Below are 17,806 nucleotides of genomic sequence, written 5' to 3'. Positions count from 1 at the left end.
TTACCTGCCGTTTCTAGTTCGCGATCATGAACTGCCGGGGAACGCCTGAACAGTGTTGCGCTCCTGGTTGGGAGACGGGCGGCGTACCTGCTGGGTGACCTCGTCGAACGGCTGGATGACGGGCATCGGGCCGGTCGGCGGGCCGTCGTCGTCATCGCCGGAGTCGCCACGCGAGGCGGCGTGCGCGCCGCCGCGGCCGCGGAATCGGGGCAGCGCCATCATGACCAGCACGCCGAGTGCGAGCAGAATCACAATCGGGAAGAGCAGGATCGGCACCCCGAAGACCGACATCGTCACCAGGCCGAAGGCGAACAGGACCGTCCACGCGTACATGATCAGGACCGTGCGGCGCTGCGAGTGGCCGATGTCGAGCAGCCGGTGGTGCAGGTGACCCCGGTCGGGCGCGAACGGGGACATGCCGTGGGACGTGCGTCTGACCACGGCGGTTATCAGGTCCGTCAGCGGCAGGACCAGCACGGCCACCGGCAGCAGCAGCGGCACCAGCGTGCCGAACTTGTTGATGCCCTCGAAGGAGAACGGGTCGAGCGGGGTCACCGTGATGAGCGAGCCGGCCAGCACCAGGCCCAGCAGCATCGCGCCGGTGTCGCCCATGAAGATCTTGGCCGGGTGGAAGTTGTGCGGCAGGAATCCCAGGCACATGCCGATGAGGATCGCCGTGATGGCCGCGGTGGTGCTGATGCGGGTCTGCTCGATGGCCTGTTCGAGGAAGATCGAATACATCCAGGTGGCCGCGGCGGCGATGCCGACGATGCCGGCCGCCAGACCGTCGAGGCCGTCGACGAAGTTCACCGCGTTGATGGCGACGACCACGATCAGGATCGTCACGACCGTGCTCAGGTTGTAGTCGAGCACATAGGCGCCGCCCCAGCTGTCGGGCAGCGGGATCGAGGTCAGCCGCATGTCGAAGAAGACCATGACGCCCGCCGCCGCGATCTGGCCGCCCAGCTTGATGAAGGGGTCCATGCCCCACCAGTCGTCCAGGAAGCCGGTCAGCGTGATCACGCCGCCCGCCACGATCAGCGCCAGTGTGGTCTGGTCCTCCGCCAGGACCTGGCCGGTGCGATTGAGGTTGCCCGCCACCAGCAGGCCCGCGACCAGGCCGAAGTACATGGCGAGACCGCCCAGGCGCGGGGTCGGCGTGGTGTGCACGTCGCGCTCGCGAACCTCGGGCATCGCTCCGATGCGAATGGCAAAGCGACGGACCAGCGGCACGAGAAGAAACGTCACCGCCGCCGCGACCAACGCCATGAAGAGGTATTCGCGCACGGGCACCAGTTTCCCGGATCCTCCGGCCTGCTGTGACCGGAAAACGACACAGAACAGCTTATAATTCGCTGAGATAAGGCTGGTGTATGACCAGCAGCTCCGAAACCCGTCTCCGCACTTCAGCGACAGTGTCCGGATATCTCACCGCCTGCGCCACGAGTGTTGCCACTTCTTTCAGCTCCTCGGGTCCCATGCCCTGCGTGGTGACGCAGGGCGTGCCGACCCTGACTCCTGACGTGACGGCAGGTGGTTCGGGATCATACGGGATCACGTTGCGGTTCAGGGTGATCGCGGCCGCCGCGCACCGGCGTTCCGCCTCCGCCCCGGTGACGCCCAGCCCGCGCAGGTCGATCAGCGCCAGGTGGCTGTCGGTGCCGCCGGACACCGGGCGCATGCCCTCCTCCGCGAGCGTGTCGCACAGCGCCCTCGCGTTGTCGACCACCCGTCTGGCGTAGTCGGCGAACTCCGGCCGCAGCGCCTCACCGAACGCCACCGCCTTCGCCGCGACGGCGTGCATCAGCGGCCCGCCCTGCACGAACGGGAAGACCGCCCGGTCCACACGCGCCGCGACCTCGCGCGTGCAGAGGATGCCGCCGCCGCGCGGGCCGCGCAGCGCCTTGTGCGTGGTGAAGGTGACCACGTCCGCGTACGGCACCGCGCTCGGGATCGCACCCCCCGCCATCAGCCCGATCGTGTGCGCCACGTCGGCCAGCAGCCAGGCCCCGACCTCGTCGGCGATGTCGCGGAAGATCGAGAAGTTGACCAGGCGCGGGTAGGCGGTGGCGCCGCAGACGATCACTTTCGGCCGGTGGCGCAGGGCCAGCGCCCTGACTTCGTCGTAGTCGATGAGTTCGGTGTCGCGCCGCACGCCGTACGCGATCACGTCGAACCATTTTCCGGAGAAGTTCACCTTCGAACCATGCGTGAGGTGGCCGCCGTGCGGCAGCGCCATGGCCAGCATCGTGTCGCCCGGCTGCAGCAGCGCGGCATAGGCGGCCAGGTTCGCCGAGGCGCCCGAGTGCGGCTGGACGTTGGCGTGCTCGGCCCCGAACAACTCCTTGGCCCGGGAGATCGCCAGCCGCTCCGCCCGGTCCACGACTTCGCAGCCGCCGTAGTAGCGGCGTCCCGGATAACCCTCCGCGTACTTGTTCGTGAGGGTCGAACCCAGGGCGGCGAGCACGGCGGGCGAGGTGAAGTTCTCGCTCGCGATCAGCTGGATCCCGCCGCGCACCCGGTCGAGCTCGTCGAGCAACACCTGGGCGATCTCGGGATCCTGCTGCTGCAGCAGGCCGAAGTCTGGCCCGTAGTAGGGCATTTTCTCAATGTACGCCCGTTTCCCTCACCCGACGCGGGCCCCCCTCGCACCACGCGCCGGAGCCCCGTCAGGAGAAGGCATGCGGCGCCCCGGCCGAGCTCGGCACCCAGCGCGGCGTGTCCGCCGCCTCGTCGCTGATCGCGGTCAGCACCGCCTGCCGGTAGAGGCCCAGCCGGGTACGCCACTCCGCGAGATCCTCGACGTAGCGCGCCCCCACCGGGGCATCCCACGTCTGCGGGCTCCTGGCGAGCTGGTAGGCCTTGTCCAGAGAGGTCGTCAGCGACTCCAGCAGCGGCATGACGGCCTGCCAGGCGGTCACCAGGCGCTGGTACTCGGGATTGAACTCCCAGGCCCTCGGCTGGCCGTCCAGGGCGCCGGAGGCGGTGGCGGGCGGGGTCTCGCCGGGCTGGCGGGGCTGGGGGGCGGGCGGGTCCACGTACATCAGCGACTCCTCTCGCCCGGCTCCACCGCACCCGGCGGGCCGTCAGGCCGAATGTCCTCAGGCACCCACTCCCCCGTGCCCCACTCCCCCTTGGGCACCTCCACACTCGGCATCTCCATCGGCTGGACGTCGCGCACGTTGTCCATGAGCGTCTTGAGCGCCGCGGGGTCGAGCGGCTCGGCGTCCGCGGACACCACATCGCCGCCGTCCCCGGCCCACTGCTGCGGCCCCGCACTGCCCGCCGCGGGGCTGCCGTTCGCCGGGGTGCTGTACTCGGTCCCGGTACGGTCGCCGTTCCCCACTCCGGTACGGTCCCCCGTCGGCACCGTCTGACCACGGTCACCGGAGGTCACCGGGGTACCGGGATCGGCCTTGTCGCCAGGTGCGGTGTCGTTCCCGCCGGTCTTCGCGCAGTCGCCCTGCCCACCGGAGGTATCCGAGGGCGAGTCGCCGACGGGCTGATTGCCCACGGGCTGGGCCGGGTTGCCGGACGTGTCCTGAGGCTGACCGCCCACGGGCTGGGCCGGCGTGGCCGGGTTGCCGTAGGCGTCGGAGGTCCCGGGCGGGTTGCCGACCGGCTGAGCGGGAGTGGCCGGGCTGCCGGAGGTTTCTCGTGGTGTGGCCGGGTTGCCGTCGGGGTTCGGGGTCGTGGTGGGGTTGCCGGGGTCGAGGGAGCCCGGTGGGCCGTCGGGTTTGATGTCCTGCGGCGCCCACTGGCCGTTGCCCCACTCCCCCTTGGGCACCTCCACGCCGGGCATGTCCATCGGCTGGACGTCCCTGACGTTCTCGATCAGCGCCTTCAGGGCGGCGGGGTCGATCGGCCTGGCGTCCGCGGAGACCACGTCGCTGCCGTCGTTCGCCCAGGTGCCGAGGCCACCGGCGTCGACCGTCTTCCCGCCGGGCTGGATCTGGCCCGGAGTGGTGTCGCCGGCGAGCGTGGGCGTGTCCTGGGGCTGGATGTCGTCGATGTTCCTGATCAACTCCTCCAGCTCCTCGGCTGTGGGCGGATCGAGGGGAACCTGGAGGACCTTCACGCCGTCCACCTCGACGACCTGCGGCTTGGTCGGGTCGAGAGGAGGTTCGGCGCCCCGGTCGCGCCTGCTGTCACGCTCGTCGTCCTTGGGCTCGTCACCCTTGGCCGGGTCGTCCTTCTTGTCGTTCTTGTTCTCGTCGGAGGCCGCGACGTCATCGCTCTTGGCATCCGGCTTGTCGTCACCCTTCGGATCCGGCTTGTCCTCGGTCTTGACGTCGGGCTTGTCGTCCGTCTTCACATCGGGCTTGTCGTCCGTCTTGACGTCCGGTCTATCGCCCGTCTTGACGTCGGGCTTGTCGTCACCCTTCGGATCCGGCTTGTCGTCGGTCTTGGCGTCCGGCTTCGGATCGTCCGCCCTGGGGTTGTCGTAGCGCGAGCGGTCCTCCCCGCGCTCTTCCTTCGGCTCGTCCTCGGGACCGGTGGGGGTCTTGGCGCCGTCCTTGGGCTCGTCGTTCCCGCCCAGGACACGCACCGGGTCCTTGCCCGCGTCCGCCCTCCGGGGCGCGTCCTCACGCTTCTCCAGCGTCGCCAGCCGGGTGTTGACGTCCTTGGACATCGTGTCGATGGCCTCGGCGACCTGCCCCGGCCGATGCATGGCCCGGGTGGCCAGCCCCGCCCCGCTCATCACCTGGGCGACCCGGCCCTCGATCGCGCGCAGCTCCCCCGCCGCCTGCTTCACCTCGGCCAGCAGGTCACGCACCAGCTTCGGGTCCATGCCGTCGAACTTGCCCATGGGCGAGCCACCTCCGGCCACCACGGTAGGCCGCCCGTGCCCCCTGTGACTCGCGTGATAAACAGCGGGTATCGCTGGGATCAGCCCTCGGTGGCGACGTACCCGACAATCCCCCGCAACTTCTCCACCGGGATCGCCCCGCCCCGCAGCAGTCGCGGCACCGCGGTGGTCAGGTCGAGGATGGTCGAGGGCGTGTTGTCATTGGTCGGTCCGGCGTCCAGGTAGACGGCCACGGACTCGCCGAGCTGGTCCTCCGCCTCCTCCGCGGTGGTGGCGGCGGGCGAGCCGGAGCGGTTGGCGCTGGAGACGGCCATCGGGCCGGTCTCCTTCAGCAGGTCGAGGGCGATCGGGTGGAGCGGCATGCGCAGCGCCACCGTGCCCTTCGTGTCGCCGAGGTCCCACGACAGCGACCGGTTGGCCTTGCACACGATCGTCAGCGGGCCGGGCCAGAAGGCGTCGATGAGGTCCTGGCCGTAGGGGCCGAGGTCCTCGACCAGGGCGTTGGCCGCGCGTACGGTGCCGACCAGCACGGGCGGCGGCATCTCGCGGCCGCGGCCCTTGGCCTCCAGCAGCGCGGTGACGGCGCTCTGGGTGAAGGCGTCGGCGCCGATGCCGTAGACGGTGTCGGTCGGCAGCACCACGAGCTCGCCCCTGCGCACCGCGTTGGCGGCCTCGGTCAGGCCTTCGGCCTTCTGGTCGGCGTCCGAGCAGTCAAATCGTCGTCCCACGGCGCTGTCGGCCTCTCTGCGTTCTGAATGGGCGGTGCTCGCCCGCATCCTAGTCCTGGGCCAGCCTGGCGGTGACGAACCTGTCTCGCCGGGTGAGATCCTGGCGCAGGCGTACGTCCCGCCAGCCATTGTCCTCGGGGAAGGTCAGGTAGACCGACCGGCCCTGCTGGTCGGCGTGCTCGACCGCGACCCAGCCGCCCGGCCGCAACAGCCGGAACGCCGTACGCTCCACCGCCCTGACCTCGTCGAGCCCGTCGTCGCCGGTGCCGTACAGCGCCCGCGAGGGATCGTAGTCGCGCACCTCGGGGTCACGCGGGATCGCGCCGGGCGGGATGTAGGGCGGGTTGGAGATCACCATGTCGACGGTGCCGTTGAGCTCGGGCAGCGCCTCCGCGAGGTCGTCGGGGTGCAGGTGGACGCGGCCCTGACCGTGCTCGGCGATGTTGCGCTTGGCCCACGTGTACGCGCCGGGGTCGACCTCGACCGCATGGACCTCGGCCAGCGAGACCTCCTGGGCGATGGACAGGGCGATCGCGCCGGAGCCGGTGCCGAGGTCGACGACGAGCGGCTGGGTGACGTCCATGGCCCGCAGGGTCTCGATGGCCCATCCCGCCATGACCTCGGTCTCCGGCCGCGGGACGAAGACGCCGGGGCCGACCTCAAGCTCCAGGTAGCGGAAGTAGGCGTGGCCGGTGATGTGCTGAAGGGGCTCGCGCGCCTCGCGCCTGGCGATGCCCTCCCAGAACAGGGCGTCGAAGTCGCCGTCCTTGACCGTGTGCAGCTCGCTTCTGCGCACGCCGTGGACGAACGCCGCGATCTCCTCCGCGTCGGTGCGCGGCGACGGCACACCGGCCTCGGCCAGCCGGGCCGTTGCGTGTGCGATCTCGTCCAGCAGAAATGTCATGAGTGTTGTGCGAGCTTCTCCGCCGTTTCGGCGTCGATCAGAGCCTGGGTGACGGCGTTGAGCTCGCCGTCGAGGACCTGGTCGAGGTTATACGCCTTGAAGCCGACGCGGTGGTCGGAGATGCGGTTCTCCGGGTAGTTGTAGGTGCGGATGCGCTCGGAACGGTCGACGGTGCGGACCTGCGACTTGCGCTCGGCCTGCGCGGCGGCGTCGGCCTCCTCCTGGGCGATGGCCAGCAGGCGGGCGCGCAGGATGCGCAGCGCCGACTCCTTGTTCTGCAGCTGGCTCTTCTCGTTCTGGCAGGAGACGACCACGCCCGTGGGCACGTGGGTGATGCGCACCGCGGAGTCGGTGGTGTTGACGCTCTGGCCGCCGGGTCCGCTGGAGCGGTAGACGTCGATGCGCAGGTCGTTGGGGTCGATCTGGACGTCGACCTCCTCCGCCTCCGGATAGATGAGCACGCCCGCGGCACTGGTGTGGATCCGGCCCTGCGACTCGGTGGCGGGCACCCGCTGGACGCGGTGGACGCCGCCCTCGTACTTGAGCCTGGACCACACGCCCTCGTCGCCCTTGGCCCGGATGCCGACGGTGACGTCCTTGTAGCCGCCGAGGTCGGAGTGCTGGGCCTCGATGACCTCGGTCTTCCAGCCCAGGCGCTCGGCGTAGCGCAGGTACATCCGCAGCAGGTCGCCGGCGAACAGCGCCGACTCCTCCCCGCCCTCACCGGCCTTGATCTCCATGATGATGTCCTTGTCATCATTGGGATCGCGCGGGATGAGCAGGTGGCGGAGCTTCTCCTCCAACTGCGGGATGCGGGCCGCGAGCTCCTCGGCCTCGGTGGCGAACGCCTCGTCCTCGCTCGCGAGCTCCTTGGCGGCGCTGAGGTCGTCGCGCACGCTCTCCAGCTCGCGGTAGGTGCCGACGATCGGGGTCAGGTGGCGGTAACGCTTGCCGAGCGTGCGGGCCTTGGACTGGTCAGCGTGCACGGCGGGATCGGCGAGCTGCGTCTCCAGCTCCGCGTACTCCTTGAGCAACTCGTCCAGGTTCACCGTGGGTCCCTTATGTCGTCCGTGCCGGCCGTATCACCAAGAACGCCGACCCGGCGCACCTGTGAGTGCGTCGGGCCGGCGTCAGGGGAGCTACTTGCTCTGGGCCTTCTTGCCGAAGCGCTGCTCGAAGCGCGCCACCCGGCCACCGGTGTCCAGGATCTTCTGCTTACCCGTGTAGAACGGGTGGCAGGCCGAGCACACGTCGGCGTGGATGACGCCGTTCTTCGCGGTGCTGCGGGTCGTGAAGGAGTTACCGCACGTGCAGGTCACCTGCGTGACGTGGTACTCCGGGTGGATGTCGCTCTTCATGTGAGTCCTTTCGGGGTGCGGTCGCCGGGTCGCCTCAGCTGCTCTGCGCGCGGTCGCACACTGGATGTGGTGCGCGCGGCGGGAACCGGTACCGCTTCGGTTCAGCTACCAGTGTGCCAGACGTTGCAACCATCCCAGGCCACCAGGCATTCCCCGGATCTTGATGCCCGGCTCACCCCTGTCACACTAGGCTCCCGCGCATCAATCATTAGTTTTCCTCCCATAAAGGACATCAAAAGCGATGATGAGAAAGGTGCGGTTGCTGCTCGCGACCGCCACGGGGGCCGCCGTTCTCCTCGGAGGCGCCGGAGTCGCAGCCACGGCTGCCGGAGCCTCCACCTCCCTGACCGCCCGCACCGCGGCAGGGGACATCACGGGCGTCTCCGCCGGCAACACCTACGTGCCGAGCGAAGGAACCGTCCAGGCCGGCATCAACTTCACGGTCAAGGACCCGCTGGGCACCGACCCGAACACCACGGTCCCGGCCGGCGTGACCGCCGAGATCTCGCCGCCCGGCAAGGGCGCCCGTTCGGTGAACGTCTCCTACAGCCAGCCGTCCAAGGGGAGCGACGGCAGACTGCCCACCTCGGCGGCCGGCACGGGATCGTTCAGCATCTCCAGCGACGACCCGGCCGGCGACTGGTCGCTGACGTTCAAGGTCAGCCGCGGCGGATCGATCAGCTCCGACTCCTTCACCGTCAACGTGACGGGCAAGAAGGCGAGCATCAGCGCCTCGGTGACGCCCGACCCCGTCAACCTCAAGAAGGGCCGCGAGGTCCAGGTCGACGTACGCGCCAGGGTCAAGGACGCCGGCTCGGTCAGCGCCCGCCTGGTCAGCGACGACACCAGCGAGTACTACGACCTCGGCACCCTGAGCCAGGACGGCTACGGCATCTACACCGGCAGCACGTTCTTCAGCGACGACACCGAGCCCGGCACGTGGACCCTGGAGGTGACCGCGACCCGGGGCAGCGAGACGTTCAAGGGCGAGGTCGCCTTCACCGTCAACGAGCCCGAGGGCGGCGTCTCCAAGAAGGCCAAGTCCAAGGTGACCCTCTCCCTGCAGAAGAAGGGCACGAAGGTCAAGGCGTACGGCAAGGCCACCCGCGCCGGCAAGGCCTACAAGGGCAAGGTGCTGGCCGTCTACTACAAGGCCAAGGGCGCCAAGACGTACAAGCGCATCGCGTTCGTGAAGACGGACTCGGCCGGCAAGTACAGCACCAAGGTCAAGATCAAGAAGGACGGCTACGTCAAGGTGAAGGTCTCGGGCACCAGCAAGACCAGGAGCGCCTGGTCACCGCAGAAGTTCGTGAACATCAAGTAGCCCGCGTCGGCTGAAACGGCCCGCGCCCTCTCCGGCGCGGGCCGTTTCAGCGCCCGAGGTAGGCCAGCACCGCCAGCACCCGGCGGTGGTCGTCGGGCGCCTGGCCGAGCGAGAGCTTGGCGAAGATGCCGGAGATGTGCTTCTCCACGGCCCCTTCCTTGACCGAGAGCCTGGCAGCGATAGCGGTGTTGGAGCGTCCCTCGGCCATGAGCGCCAGGACCTCGCGCTCGCGCGGAGACAGCGTGTCCATGGCCGTGCCCCTGCGCTGCCTGCCCAGGAGCTGCAGCACCACCTCGGGGTCGATGACCGTGCCGCCCTCCGCCACCTGCCGCACCACCGCCAGGAACTCGGCCACGTCGGAGATCCGCTCCTTCAGCAGGTAGCCCACGCCGGGGCCGATGAGCTCGGCCGCGTAGCGCTCCTCCACGTACTGCGACAGCACGAGGATCGGGAAGTCCGGCCGCCGCGCCCGCACGTCGAGGGCGGCGCGCAGGCCCTCGTCGGTGTTGCTCGGCGGCATGCGCACGTCCACGATCGCCAGGTCGGGCCGGTGGTGTTCGACCGCGCTGATCAGCGAAGGGCCGTCGCCCACCGCCGCCGCCGTCTCGATGCCGCCGTCGGCAAGCAGGCGGGCCAGGCCCTCACGCAGCAGCACCGAGTCCTCGGCGATCACCACTCGCATGCGCCCATGACTACCACTCGCACGGCAGTTCCGCGCGAACCAGCGTGGGCCCGCCCACCGGACTGTTCAGCACGAGCACGCCGTCGATGGTCGCCGCCCGGTCGGCCAGCCCTGCCAGGCCGCCGCCGTGGCGCAGGGTCGCGCCGCCGATGCCGTTGTCCCAGACCTCGACGGTGACCATCTGACCCGCGCGTACGACCCGTACCGACGCCTCCGTGGCCGCCGCGTGCTTGGACATGTTGGCCAGCGACTCGGCCACGATGTAGTAGGCGATGCTCTCCACGGCCGCAGGGGGCCGCTCGCCGACGTCCACGGTCGCGTCGACCCCGATCGGCGCCCGCGCGGCCAGAGCCGACAGGGCGGCGTCCAGGCCCCGGTCGGTGAGGATCGCCGGATGGATGCCGCGCGCCAGGTCTCGCAGCTCGGCGATCGCGGCCCTGGTGCCCGTGTGAGCCTGCGCGATGAGCTCCTTGGCCTGCTCCGGGTCGTCGTCCAGCTTGGTGCGCGCCCGTCCCAGGTCCATGGCGACCGACAGCAGCAGCAGTTGCGCCCCGTCGTGCAGGTCGCGCTCGATCCTGCGCCGCTCGGCCTCGGCCGCGTCGATGCCCCTGGCCCGGCTGGCCCGCAGCCGCTCCTCCTCGCCGCCGCCCAGCAGCGCCGCCGCGAGCGTCCCGTGCAGCAGACTCAGCCCACGCACCGCGTACGCCAGCACCGCCACCATCACGAACCCCACCAGAACAGCGATCGCCCGCTCCAGAGGCGTGTTCACCACGAAGGCCTCGCCGATCATCAGCTCTTCCCGGAACGGCGCGAGAATCAGCGCGACCGACATGCTTCCGAGCACGATCACGACGATGAACTCCAGCAGGCTCAGCGGCGCGAGCAGAATCAGATACCCCAGATCCCGCCAGGTGGCCGGATCCCGGAAGAGCCACTTGAGATGGTTCATGACGCCCCGCTCGGGCCGCCGCCGATAGGGATCCCGGATCCGCACCCCGAACGCCAGCCACAGCAGCCGCCGTTCCAGCATCGCCGCGCCACGCCAGACGAGCACGGTCACCAGCAGCAACGGGAACCCGACCCAGACCGCCATCATGACCAGCGAGATCGTGCTCCCGAACGCCACGACCAGAAACCAGGTCAGCCCAAAGAACAAACTCACCAGCAGGTACGGCACCGCCCGCCAGGTACGCGGATCGACCACGACTCCGACCGGCCCGCTGGGCCCCAGCGGCACCCGCTCACGCAACGGCACATCCACGGTTCCAGCGTGCCCGGGGCAACGACATCCGTGAATGCCGGTGGCGCCCGCATCAAGGTGGGGTTAACCCCCGCATCCAGCCAAACCCCAGCATTGGACCCTGGAGATCCGCCGGTGCCCTCGGAACCCACGGAGGTCCGGCGAGCCGGACGGCCGGAGGATTCCGAAGAGCCGAAGGGTCCGGGAGAGCCGGGGGCTTCGGGGGGTTCTGGAAGTACGGAGGGCCGGCTTGACCGTGCCGCTGGGATACGTGCCTTGTGGCGGTGGGGTGGAGGTGCGGCGGCGGGCGCACGGTTGCGGTGGTGCGCCGACGGCGGCGGGCGGTGGTCCTGGCGGCTTTGCCGTAACTCCAAGGGCACGCAACGACGGACGGGACGCAAAAGGGCGGCGGGAAGAATCCCCGCCGCCCTCAAGCACCGCCGTCTAGTCGCGGTCGTTGCTCACGGTGGTCTTCTGGACCTGGAGGAGGAACTCCGCGTTGGACTTCGTCTCCTTCATCTTCTCCAGAAGCAGTTCGAGCGCCTGCTGCATGTCGAGCGCGTGGAGCACCCGGCGCAGCTTCCAGACGATCTGCAGCTCGTCCTTGGCCATGAGGATCTCTTCCTTACGGGTGCTGGACGCGTCGACGTCCACCGCGGGGAAGATGCGCTTGTCGGCCAGGGAGCGGCTGAGCTTGAGCTCCATGTTGCCGGTGCCCTTGAACTCCTCGAAGATGACCTCGTCCATCTTGGACCCGGTCTCGACCAGGGCCGTGGCGAGGATCGTCAGCGAGCCGCCGTTCTCGATGTTGCGGGCGGCGCCGAAGAAGCGCTTGGGCGGGTACAGAGCGGTGGAGTCGACACCACCGGACAGGATCCGGCCCGACGCGGGGGCGGCCAGGTTGTAGGCGCGGCCCAGACGGGTGATCGAGTCCAGCAGCACGACCACGTCGTGGCCCAGCTCCACCAGACGCTTGGCGCGCTCGATGGCGAGCTCGGCGACGGTGGTGTGGTCCTCGGCGGGACGGTCGAAGGTGGAGTGAATGACCTCACCCTTGACCGAGCGCTGCATGTCGGTGACTTCTTCGGGACGCTCGTCCACGAGCACGACCATCAGGTGGCACTCGGGGTTGTTGCGCGTGATCGAGTTGGCGATCGCCTGCAGCACCATCGTCTTACCGGCCTTCGGCGGCGAGACGATCAGGCCGCGCTGGCCCTTGCCGATCGGGGAGACCAGGTCGATGATCCTGGTCGTCATGATGTTCGGCTCGGTCTCCAGGCGCAGGCGGTCCTGCGGGTAGAGCGGCGTCAGCTTGTTGAAGTCCGGACGGCTGCGCGCCTGCTCCGGGTCCATGCCGTTGACGGTGTCGAGGCGGACCAGGGCGTTGAACTTCTCGCGGCGCTCGCCGTCGCGCGGCTGCCGGACGGCGCCGGTGACGACGTCGCCCTTGCGCAGGCCGTTGCGGCGGATCTGGGCCAGCGACACGTAGACGTCGTTGGAGCCGGGCAGGTAGCCGCTCGTCCGCACGAAGGCGTAGTTGTCGAGGATGTCGAGGATGCCGGCGATCGGGATGAGCACGTCGTCGTCGCCGATGACCGGCTCGTTGCTGTCGAAGCGGTCGCGGCCACGGCCACGGTTGCGCTCACGGAAACGGCCACGCCGCCCGCGCCCGCGCTCGTCGTCGTCGGCCCCGCCGCGCGGGTCGCCGCCGCGGGGGTCGCCGCCGCGCTGGTCACCGCCACGGGTGTCGCCGCCACGGGGGTCACTGCCGCGCTGGTCGTTACCGCGCTGGTCACCGCGGCTGCCCGCGTCCACCGCGCGCTGGTCGGCACGGCCGCCTTCGCCACGGTCGTTCCCCGCACGCTCGCCACGGTCGCTCCCGCGCTCGCCACGGTCACCGCCGCGGTCCCCACGGTCGCCGCGCTCACCGCGGTCGCCCACACGGTCACCGCGGTCGCCGCGCTCACGGCGCTCGCCGCGGGTGCGGCGCTCACGGCGGCTCTCCCGGTCGCCGCGGTCACCGCGGTCGCCACGGGAGTCGCCCTGGGGGTCGCTCTGAACGGCCTCGGCGGCCGGCTGCTGCTGCTCCACCACGGCGGGAGCCGCGGCGACGACCGGCTCGGCCGGGGCGGCGGCGGCCACCGGCTCAGGGGCCGTGACCACCGGTTCTGCTACGGGTGCGCTGGTCTCCTCGGTGCTCTTGGCCCGGGAACGTTCCCTCCTCGCGCGGGTGGGCCGCTCGGCGGCGGGCGCCTCGGCCACGGCCGCCGGAGCCTCCGCGACGGGCGGAGCCGCCGGGGCGCTGTCACCGGAACCGCCACCCTGCTTCTCCTGGATGGCCGCGATCAGCTGGCTCTTCCGCATGCGTCCGGTCCCGCTGATGCCGAGCTCGGCAGCGATCTTCTGCAGCTCGGGCAGCACCTTGGCGGACAGGCCGGTGCCGGAGCGACGCGCACGCGGCTTGGCCGCGGCACGAGTGGGGGTGTCGCCGGACGCGGGCTGCGCAGACGCGCCCGATGCGTCGGAGAGGAGTTCGGTGGTGTCGCTCAACTAAAAGGTCCTTCCCAGGGGTCGGGCGCCGGCTTTGCTGTACCGGGCGTCCCGGAGGTGCTGTCGATCCGGCGGGACAGACCGGGTCGGGATGCACGCTGCGATCTTCGGCCGCCGCGCAGGTCGGCCGCCACGATTGGGGAGGGGTTCGTCCAGGCCGCCACAGGACGGTGGCGCATGGAGGACACCCCCCAGATTGCTGTCGCCAGCCAGATGTCGAGGTGATTCGAACGCGCAGATCCCCATAGTCGTCGTCTCGTGGTGAACCAACCGGGTGTAGGTCCATGGGAGACGCCGGGTTCCGGGGAGACAGCCGCGCTGCCCACGCCTCGCGACGTGCAGCATGAAGCAGCGATGTGTGGCTGACAAGCACGCACCCACCAAGGGGGCATCTGGTGCGGCTATCAGCCTAACATCACCAGCGCACACGGCTATTCCCTGAAGGTCTAAAGAGGCATCAGCGTGTCTCGGGGAACTGAACGTTCGCACCATCCGGGTCGACGTCCATTAGCTGGATGTGCCAGTCATTACCCACTTCTGGCGCGATCAAATCCTGCGTATCCGGTGTGGAAAACGCAAGAACCGTGGGGCCCGCTCCCGAAACGACCGCGGGCACGCCCACCGCACGCAGACGTTCTACCAGATCCGCGCTGTCGCGCATCGCAGGCGCGCGGTATTTCTGGTGGAGACGATCTTCGGTGGCGGCGAGCAGCAGGTCACTCTCCGGACGCAGGGTGAGCGCGGCGATCAGCAGCGCGGCCCGGCCGGCGTTGAAGGAAGCGTCCTTGTGGGGCACGTCCTTCGGAAGCAGCCCTCGAGCGGTCTCCGTGGACACCCGTGCCGATGGGACGAGCACGACCGGACGGATTCTCGCATCGGGGGTGACTTTCACCATATGCGGTGATCCCCCATGGTCGGTCCACGAAATCGTGAGATTTCCGGTCAAACATGGGGCGACGTTGTCCGGGTGGCCTTCCATCTCCGTGGCCAGGGCGAACACCTCGTCGTCCGACAGCGTGCGCGCGCCGTCCGGCGATGTTCGCTGAGAGCCGAGAGCGCGCGCGGCGAGAATGCCCGCGCAGATGGCCGCCGACGACGATCCCAGCCCGCGCGCGTGCGGGATGCGGTTACGGCAGCGCAGCCGGATGCCGGCGGGCTGCTCCATACCCATCCGGTCGAACGCCTTGCGCATGGCCTTGACGACCAGATGGCCCTCGCCCAGGTCGAGCTCGCCCTCCCCCTGGCCTTCGACGGTGACCTGGACGCGGTCTCCCGTGAGTTCGGCCTCGACCTCGTCGTACAGGCCGAGCGCGAGGCCGAGCGTGTCGAAGCCGGGACCGAGGTTCGCGGAGGTCGCGGGCACGCGAACAGTGATCAATGTGTTGTTTCCCTCAGATCGCGTGGTCAGGCGAGGTTGAGCGCGCCCGCCGCGGCGTGGACGTCGATGGGGATCGTCACCGGGGCCGGAGCGCCGGAGATGGCCCAGTCGGGGTCCTTCAGTCCGTTGCCGGTGACCGTGCAGACGATGCGCCGGCCGGGCTCGACCAGGCCGGCGGCGTGGGCCTGCAGGAGTCCTGCCACGCTCGCCGCCGAGGCCAGCTCGACGAAGACGCCCTCTTCCTGCGCCAGCAGCTTGTACGCGGCCGCGATCTGGCGGTCGGTCACCGACTGGATGACGCCGCCGGAGTCGTCCCTGGCCGCCTCGGCGAGCTGCCAGGAGGCCGGGTTGCCGATGCGGATGGCCGTGGCGATCGTGTGCGGGCGGGCCACCGGCGCGCCGTTGACGATCGGGGCCGCGCCGCTGGCCTGGAAGCCGAACATGCGCGGACGCCGCGTGGAGACGCCGTCCTGCGCGTACTCCTGGTAACCCATCCAGTACGCCGAGATGTTGCCCGCGTTGCCCACCGGGATGCAGTGGATGTCGGGCGCGTCGCCCAGCGTGTCGACGATCTCGAAGGCGGCGGTCTTCTGGCCCTGGAGCCGGAAGGGGTTGACGGAGTTGACCAGCGCGATGGGGTACTCGGACGACAGCTTGCGCGTCATCTCCAGGCAGTCGTCGAAGGAGCCCTCGACCTGCAGCAGCGTCGCCCCGTGGACGAGCGCCTGGGCCAGCTTGCCCATCGCGATCTTGCCGCGCGGCACGAGCACCGCGCAGGTGAGCCCGGCGCGCACCGCGTAGGCGGCGGCGGAGGCGGAGGTGTTGCCGGTGGAGGCGCAGATGACGGCCTTGGCGCCCTCTTCGACGGCCTTGCTGATGGCCATCGTCATGCCGCGGTCCTTGAAGCTGCCCGTCGGGTTGGCGCCCTCGACCTTGAGGTAGACGTCGCAGCCGGTCAGCGCGGAGACCCGGTGCGCGGGCACCAGCGGCGTGCCGCCCTCGAGCAGCGTGACGACGGGCGTCGTCGTGGTGACCGGAAGACGCTCTCGGTACTCCTCGATGAGGCCACGCCACGACCTAGCCATGATGACTCCCTACCTGCGGTGTTGGGCACCGAGTGTACGGGCTTCCGGCTCGGGACGAGGATCCGAGTCCACAGCGTGGACACCACGCCTTTTCAGGAAATATTCAGCAACCCCGGCTAAGGTTTCCGGCCAGGGGGTCATCGACTATGAACGCGCGTCCTGCTGTGCGGCAGAACGACTTTTCACCGCTCACACCGCCGGAGCTGGGCGCTTGGTCGCCGTCGCTGTCGGTGAGCGTCGTGATTCCGGCCCATGGCGGGCCGTACCTGGAGTTCGCGCTGGCGGCGCTGGCCGCGCAGACCTATCCGGACCACCTCATGGAGGTCCTGGTCGTCGACGACGGCAGCCGTCCGGCGATCGAGCTGCCGGAGATCCGGCCGTTCAACACCCGGATCGTGCGGGTCACGGATGGATGGGGCATCTCCAACGCGGTCAACACCGGCGCGCTGACCGCCGACGGCGAGATCATCCAGCGGCTCGACGCCGACATGGTGCCCTGCCGCGAGCACATCGAGGCGCTCGCCCGCTGGCACCACGTGACCGACTATCTGGTCACGATCGGCATGAAGCGCTTCGTCGAGCCGCCGCCGCTCAAGGCCGAGCAGATCTACCGGGCGGGACACCTGGAAGAGCTGTTCGACCTGGACGCCGCCGTGGCCAGTTCCACCGAGGCGACGATCGCCAAGACCGACGGGCTGCGCAAGAGCCGCAATCCCTACCACGTGTGCACAGGGCCGACGCTCGCCCTTCCCAGGGAGATCTTCCACGCCGTCGGCGGTCTCGACCCGAACGTGCACCGAGGCGGCGACACCGAGTTCGCCTACCGGCTGGCGATGCACGGCGTGGTGTTCATCCCGGACGAGGCAGCCAAAGCAGTGCATCTCGGGCTTCCGGCGCAGCGGGTGGACAAGGACCGGGTCGTGCAGGCCGTCGAACCGGCTTTCTCGCACCGGATCCCGCTCCGCCGCGACCTGCGCAAGGATCGGGGCCGGCGGTGGCTGGTGCCGTACGTGGAGATCGTGTTCGAGGTGGGCGACACCCCCGCGGCCGTCGTACGGCAGGCCGTGGCGGCCGCCCTCGACGGCAAGCTGCAGGACGTCGTCGTGACGCTGGTGGCGCCGTGGTCGACGCTGCGCGACGAGCGCCGATCGGTTCTGGGCGACCCGAGCTTCGAACTGCGCATGATGCGCGACCTGTTCGCCTACGACGACCGCATCCGCCTCATCGACGAGGCCGCGCCGACGCCCGCGCCCATCCCGTTCCGCTACCGGGGGCCGGTGGACGTGCCGCTGCACCGGGCGACGCTGGAGCGGATGGTGGAGACGGTGCAGAAGGACCTCGACGGGGTGCTCGTGGTCGACGTGGGCGCCGGGCGAAGCGCACGGCTTGAGCGCACGTCGGCGCTCGCGCGGGCCGTGTTGCTGGCGGGCGTCTCGGACGACCTGGACGCCGTGATCGACCAGACCCATGGTGTACGGCACGCCGCCCCGGCCCGCTACTGGCCCCCGCCGCCCCTGCCAGAAGCCCCACCCACCGGTGCGAAGGCACCCGAGCCGGTCCAGATCCCCGCGGTCCCGGCGGTTCCCACGGAGGAGAAGACCCTCCTGAACCGCCTCAAGTCCGCCCTCCGCCCCAACTGACCGACACACCGAGCTTTCCGCACAAGGCCACCAAACCGCCCTGTCACCCCCCGGTAGGCGCGGGTGCGGCGGGGTGTGCGAGGGCGGGACCGTGGCCGTTGGGGTGG

The 17,806-nt window shown here is 69.9% G+C and carries 15 protein-coding genes; 2 read left to right on the top strand and 13 right to left on the bottom strand.

Annotation, left to right across the window (positions count from 1 at the left end):
- Positions 1-24: 24 nt before the first annotated feature.
- From ACIBHY_RS12205 to rpmE, 8 genes are all read right to left on the bottom strand, one after another.
- Positions 25-1,194, bottom strand: coding sequence for an MraY family glycosyltransferase (locus tag ACIBHY_RS12205; protein WP_397306694.1), 1,170 nt, complete (start codon positions 1,192-1,194; stop codon positions 25-27).
- Between the two features lie 151 nt (positions 1,195-1,345).
- Positions 1,346-2,602 (bottom strand): serine hydroxymethyltransferase, encoded by a 1,257-nt coding sequence (glyA, locus tag ACIBHY_RS12200; RefSeq protein ID WP_397252532.1) that lies wholly within the window; start codon positions 2,600-2,602, stop codon positions 1,346-1,348.
- Positions 2,603-2,669: 67 nt separating this feature from the next.
- Positions 2,670-3,044: a hypothetical protein gene (locus ACIBHY_RS12195; protein WP_397252531.1), complete on the bottom strand. Its 375-nt coding sequence runs from the start codon at positions 3,042-3,044 to the stop codon at positions 2,670-2,672.
- The gene (locus tag ACIBHY_RS12190; protein WP_397306693.1) at positions 3,044-4,810 is read right to left on the bottom strand and encodes a hypothetical protein; all 1,767 of its coding nucleotides are present in this window, start codon (positions 4,808-4,810) and stop codon (positions 3,044-3,046) included. Before ACIBHY_RS12190 ends, ACIBHY_RS12195 begins: the two co-directional genes overlap by 1 nt.
- Before the next feature lie 80 nt (positions 4,811-4,890).
- Positions 4,891-5,538: an L-threonylcarbamoyladenylate synthase gene (locus tag ACIBHY_RS12185; RefSeq protein ID WP_397252529.1), complete on the bottom strand. Its 648-nt coding sequence runs from the start codon at positions 5,536-5,538 to the stop codon at positions 4,891-4,893.
- 49 nt (positions 5,539-5,587) lie between these two features.
- Entirely contained in the window at positions 5,588-6,442 is an 855-nt protein-coding gene (gene prmC, locus ACIBHY_RS12180; RefSeq protein WP_379609094.1) for a peptide chain release factor N(5)-glutamine methyltransferase, read from the bottom strand.
- Complete coding sequence (gene prfA, locus ACIBHY_RS12175; RefSeq protein WP_397252528.1) at positions 6,439-7,491, bottom strand: peptide chain release factor 1; 1,053 nt, start codon at positions 7,489-7,491, stop codon at positions 6,439-6,441. The genes prmC and prfA overlap by 4 nt, the downstream gene beginning before the upstream one ends.
- Before the next feature lie 90 nt (positions 7,492-7,581).
- Positions 7,582-7,800, bottom strand: coding sequence for a 50S ribosomal protein L31 (gene rpmE, locus ACIBHY_RS12170; RefSeq protein WP_184965973.1), 219 nt, complete (start codon positions 7,798-7,800; stop codon positions 7,582-7,584).
- A gap of 241 nt (positions 7,801-8,041) precedes the next feature.
- Here rpmE and ACIBHY_RS12165 point away from each other — a divergent pair, with 241 nt between their 5' ends.
- Positions 8,042-9,124: a hypothetical protein gene (locus ACIBHY_RS12165; RefSeq protein WP_397306692.1), complete on the top strand. Its 1,083-nt coding sequence runs from the start codon at positions 8,042-8,044 to the stop codon at positions 9,122-9,124.
- Between the two features lie 46 nt (positions 9,125-9,170).
- Here ACIBHY_RS12165 and ACIBHY_RS12160 read toward each other — a convergent pair whose 3' ends face one another.
- The 5 genes from ACIBHY_RS12160 to thrC form a co-directional block, all read right to left on the bottom strand.
- A complete protein-coding gene (locus ACIBHY_RS12160) occupies positions 9,171-9,806 on the bottom strand; it encodes a response regulator (protein WP_397252526.1) in 636 nt (211 codons plus the stop codon).
- Between the two features lie 10 nt (positions 9,807-9,816).
- Positions 9,817-11,067, bottom strand: coding sequence for a sensor histidine kinase (locus ACIBHY_RS12155; RefSeq protein WP_397252525.1), 1,251 nt, complete (start codon positions 11,065-11,067; stop codon positions 9,817-9,819).
- Between the two features lie 423 nt (positions 11,068-11,490).
- Positions 11,491-13,596 carry a transcription termination factor Rho gene (gene rho / locus ACIBHY_RS12150; RefSeq protein ID WP_397252524.1) on the bottom strand — a complete coding sequence of 702 codons (2,106 nt, stop codon included), beginning with the start codon at positions 13,594-13,596 and terminating at the stop codon, positions 11,491-11,493.
- 457 nt (positions 13,597-14,053) lie between these two features.
- Positions 14,054-14,974, bottom strand: coding sequence for a homoserine kinase (gene thrB, locus ACIBHY_RS12145; RefSeq protein WP_397252523.1), 921 nt, complete (start codon positions 14,972-14,974; stop codon positions 14,054-14,056).
- Between the two features lie 26 nt (positions 14,975-15,000).
- Positions 15,001-16,059 carry a threonine synthase gene (gene thrC, locus ACIBHY_RS12140; protein ID WP_397252522.1) on the bottom strand — a complete coding sequence of 353 codons (1,059 nt, stop codon included), beginning with the start codon at positions 16,057-16,059 and terminating at the stop codon, positions 15,001-15,003.
- A gap of 230 nt (positions 16,060-16,289) precedes the next feature.
- Between thrC and ACIBHY_RS12135 the strand changes: the two genes are divergently transcribed.
- Positions 16,290-17,699 carry a glycosyltransferase gene (locus ACIBHY_RS12135; RefSeq protein WP_397306691.1) on the top strand — a complete coding sequence of 470 codons (1,410 nt, stop codon included), beginning with the start codon at positions 16,290-16,292 and terminating at the stop codon, positions 17,697-17,699.
- The last annotated feature ends 107 nt before the right edge of the window (positions 17,700-17,806 follow it).

The sequence above is a fragment of the Nonomuraea sp. NPDC050547 genome, assembly GCF_044457345.1.
In the GTDB taxonomy this organism is placed as follows: domain Bacteria; phylum Actinomycetota; class Actinomycetes; order Streptosporangiales; family Streptosporangiaceae; genus Nonomuraea.
This window is presented reverse-complemented; position numbering and strand designations above follow the sequence as displayed.

What these genes read in the sequence shown, in the direction of transcription:
- ACIBHY_RS12205 (WP_397306694.1), bottom strand. Translation starts at nt 1,194, where the DNA reads ATGCCCGAGGTTCGCGAGCGCGACGTGCACACCACGCCGACCCCGCGC.
- glyA (WP_397252532.1), bottom strand. Translation starts at nt 2,602, where the DNA reads ATGCCCTACTACGGGCCAGACTTCGGCCTGCTGCAGCAGCAGGATCCC.
- ACIBHY_RS12195 (WP_397252531.1), bottom strand. Translation starts at nt 3,044, where the DNA reads ATGTACGTGGACCCGCCCGCCCCCCAGCCCCGCCAGCCCGGCGAGACC.
- ACIBHY_RS12190 (WP_397306693.1), bottom strand. Translation starts at nt 4,810, where the DNA reads ATGGGCAAGTTCGACGGCATGGACCCGAAGCTGGTGCGTGACCTGCTG.
- prmC (WP_379609094.1), bottom strand. Translation starts at nt 6,442, where the DNA reads ATGACATTTCTGCTGGACGAGATCGCACACGCAACGGCCCGGCTGGCC.
- rpmE (WP_184965973.1), bottom strand. Translation starts at nt 7,800, where the DNA reads ATGAAGAGCGACATCCACCCGGAGTACCACGTCACGCAGGTGACCTGC.
- ACIBHY_RS12165 (WP_397306692.1), top strand. Translation starts at nt 8,042, where the DNA reads ATGATGAGAAAGGTGCGGTTGCTGCTCGCGACCGCCACGGGGGCCGCC.
- ACIBHY_RS12160 (WP_397252526.1), bottom strand. Translation starts at nt 9,806, where the DNA reads ATGCGAGTGGTGATCGCCGAGGACTCGGTGCTGCTGCGTGAGGGCCTG.
- thrC (WP_397252522.1), bottom strand. Translation starts at nt 16,059, where the DNA reads ATGGCTAGGTCGTGGCGTGGCCTCATCGAGGAGTACCGAGAGCGTCTT.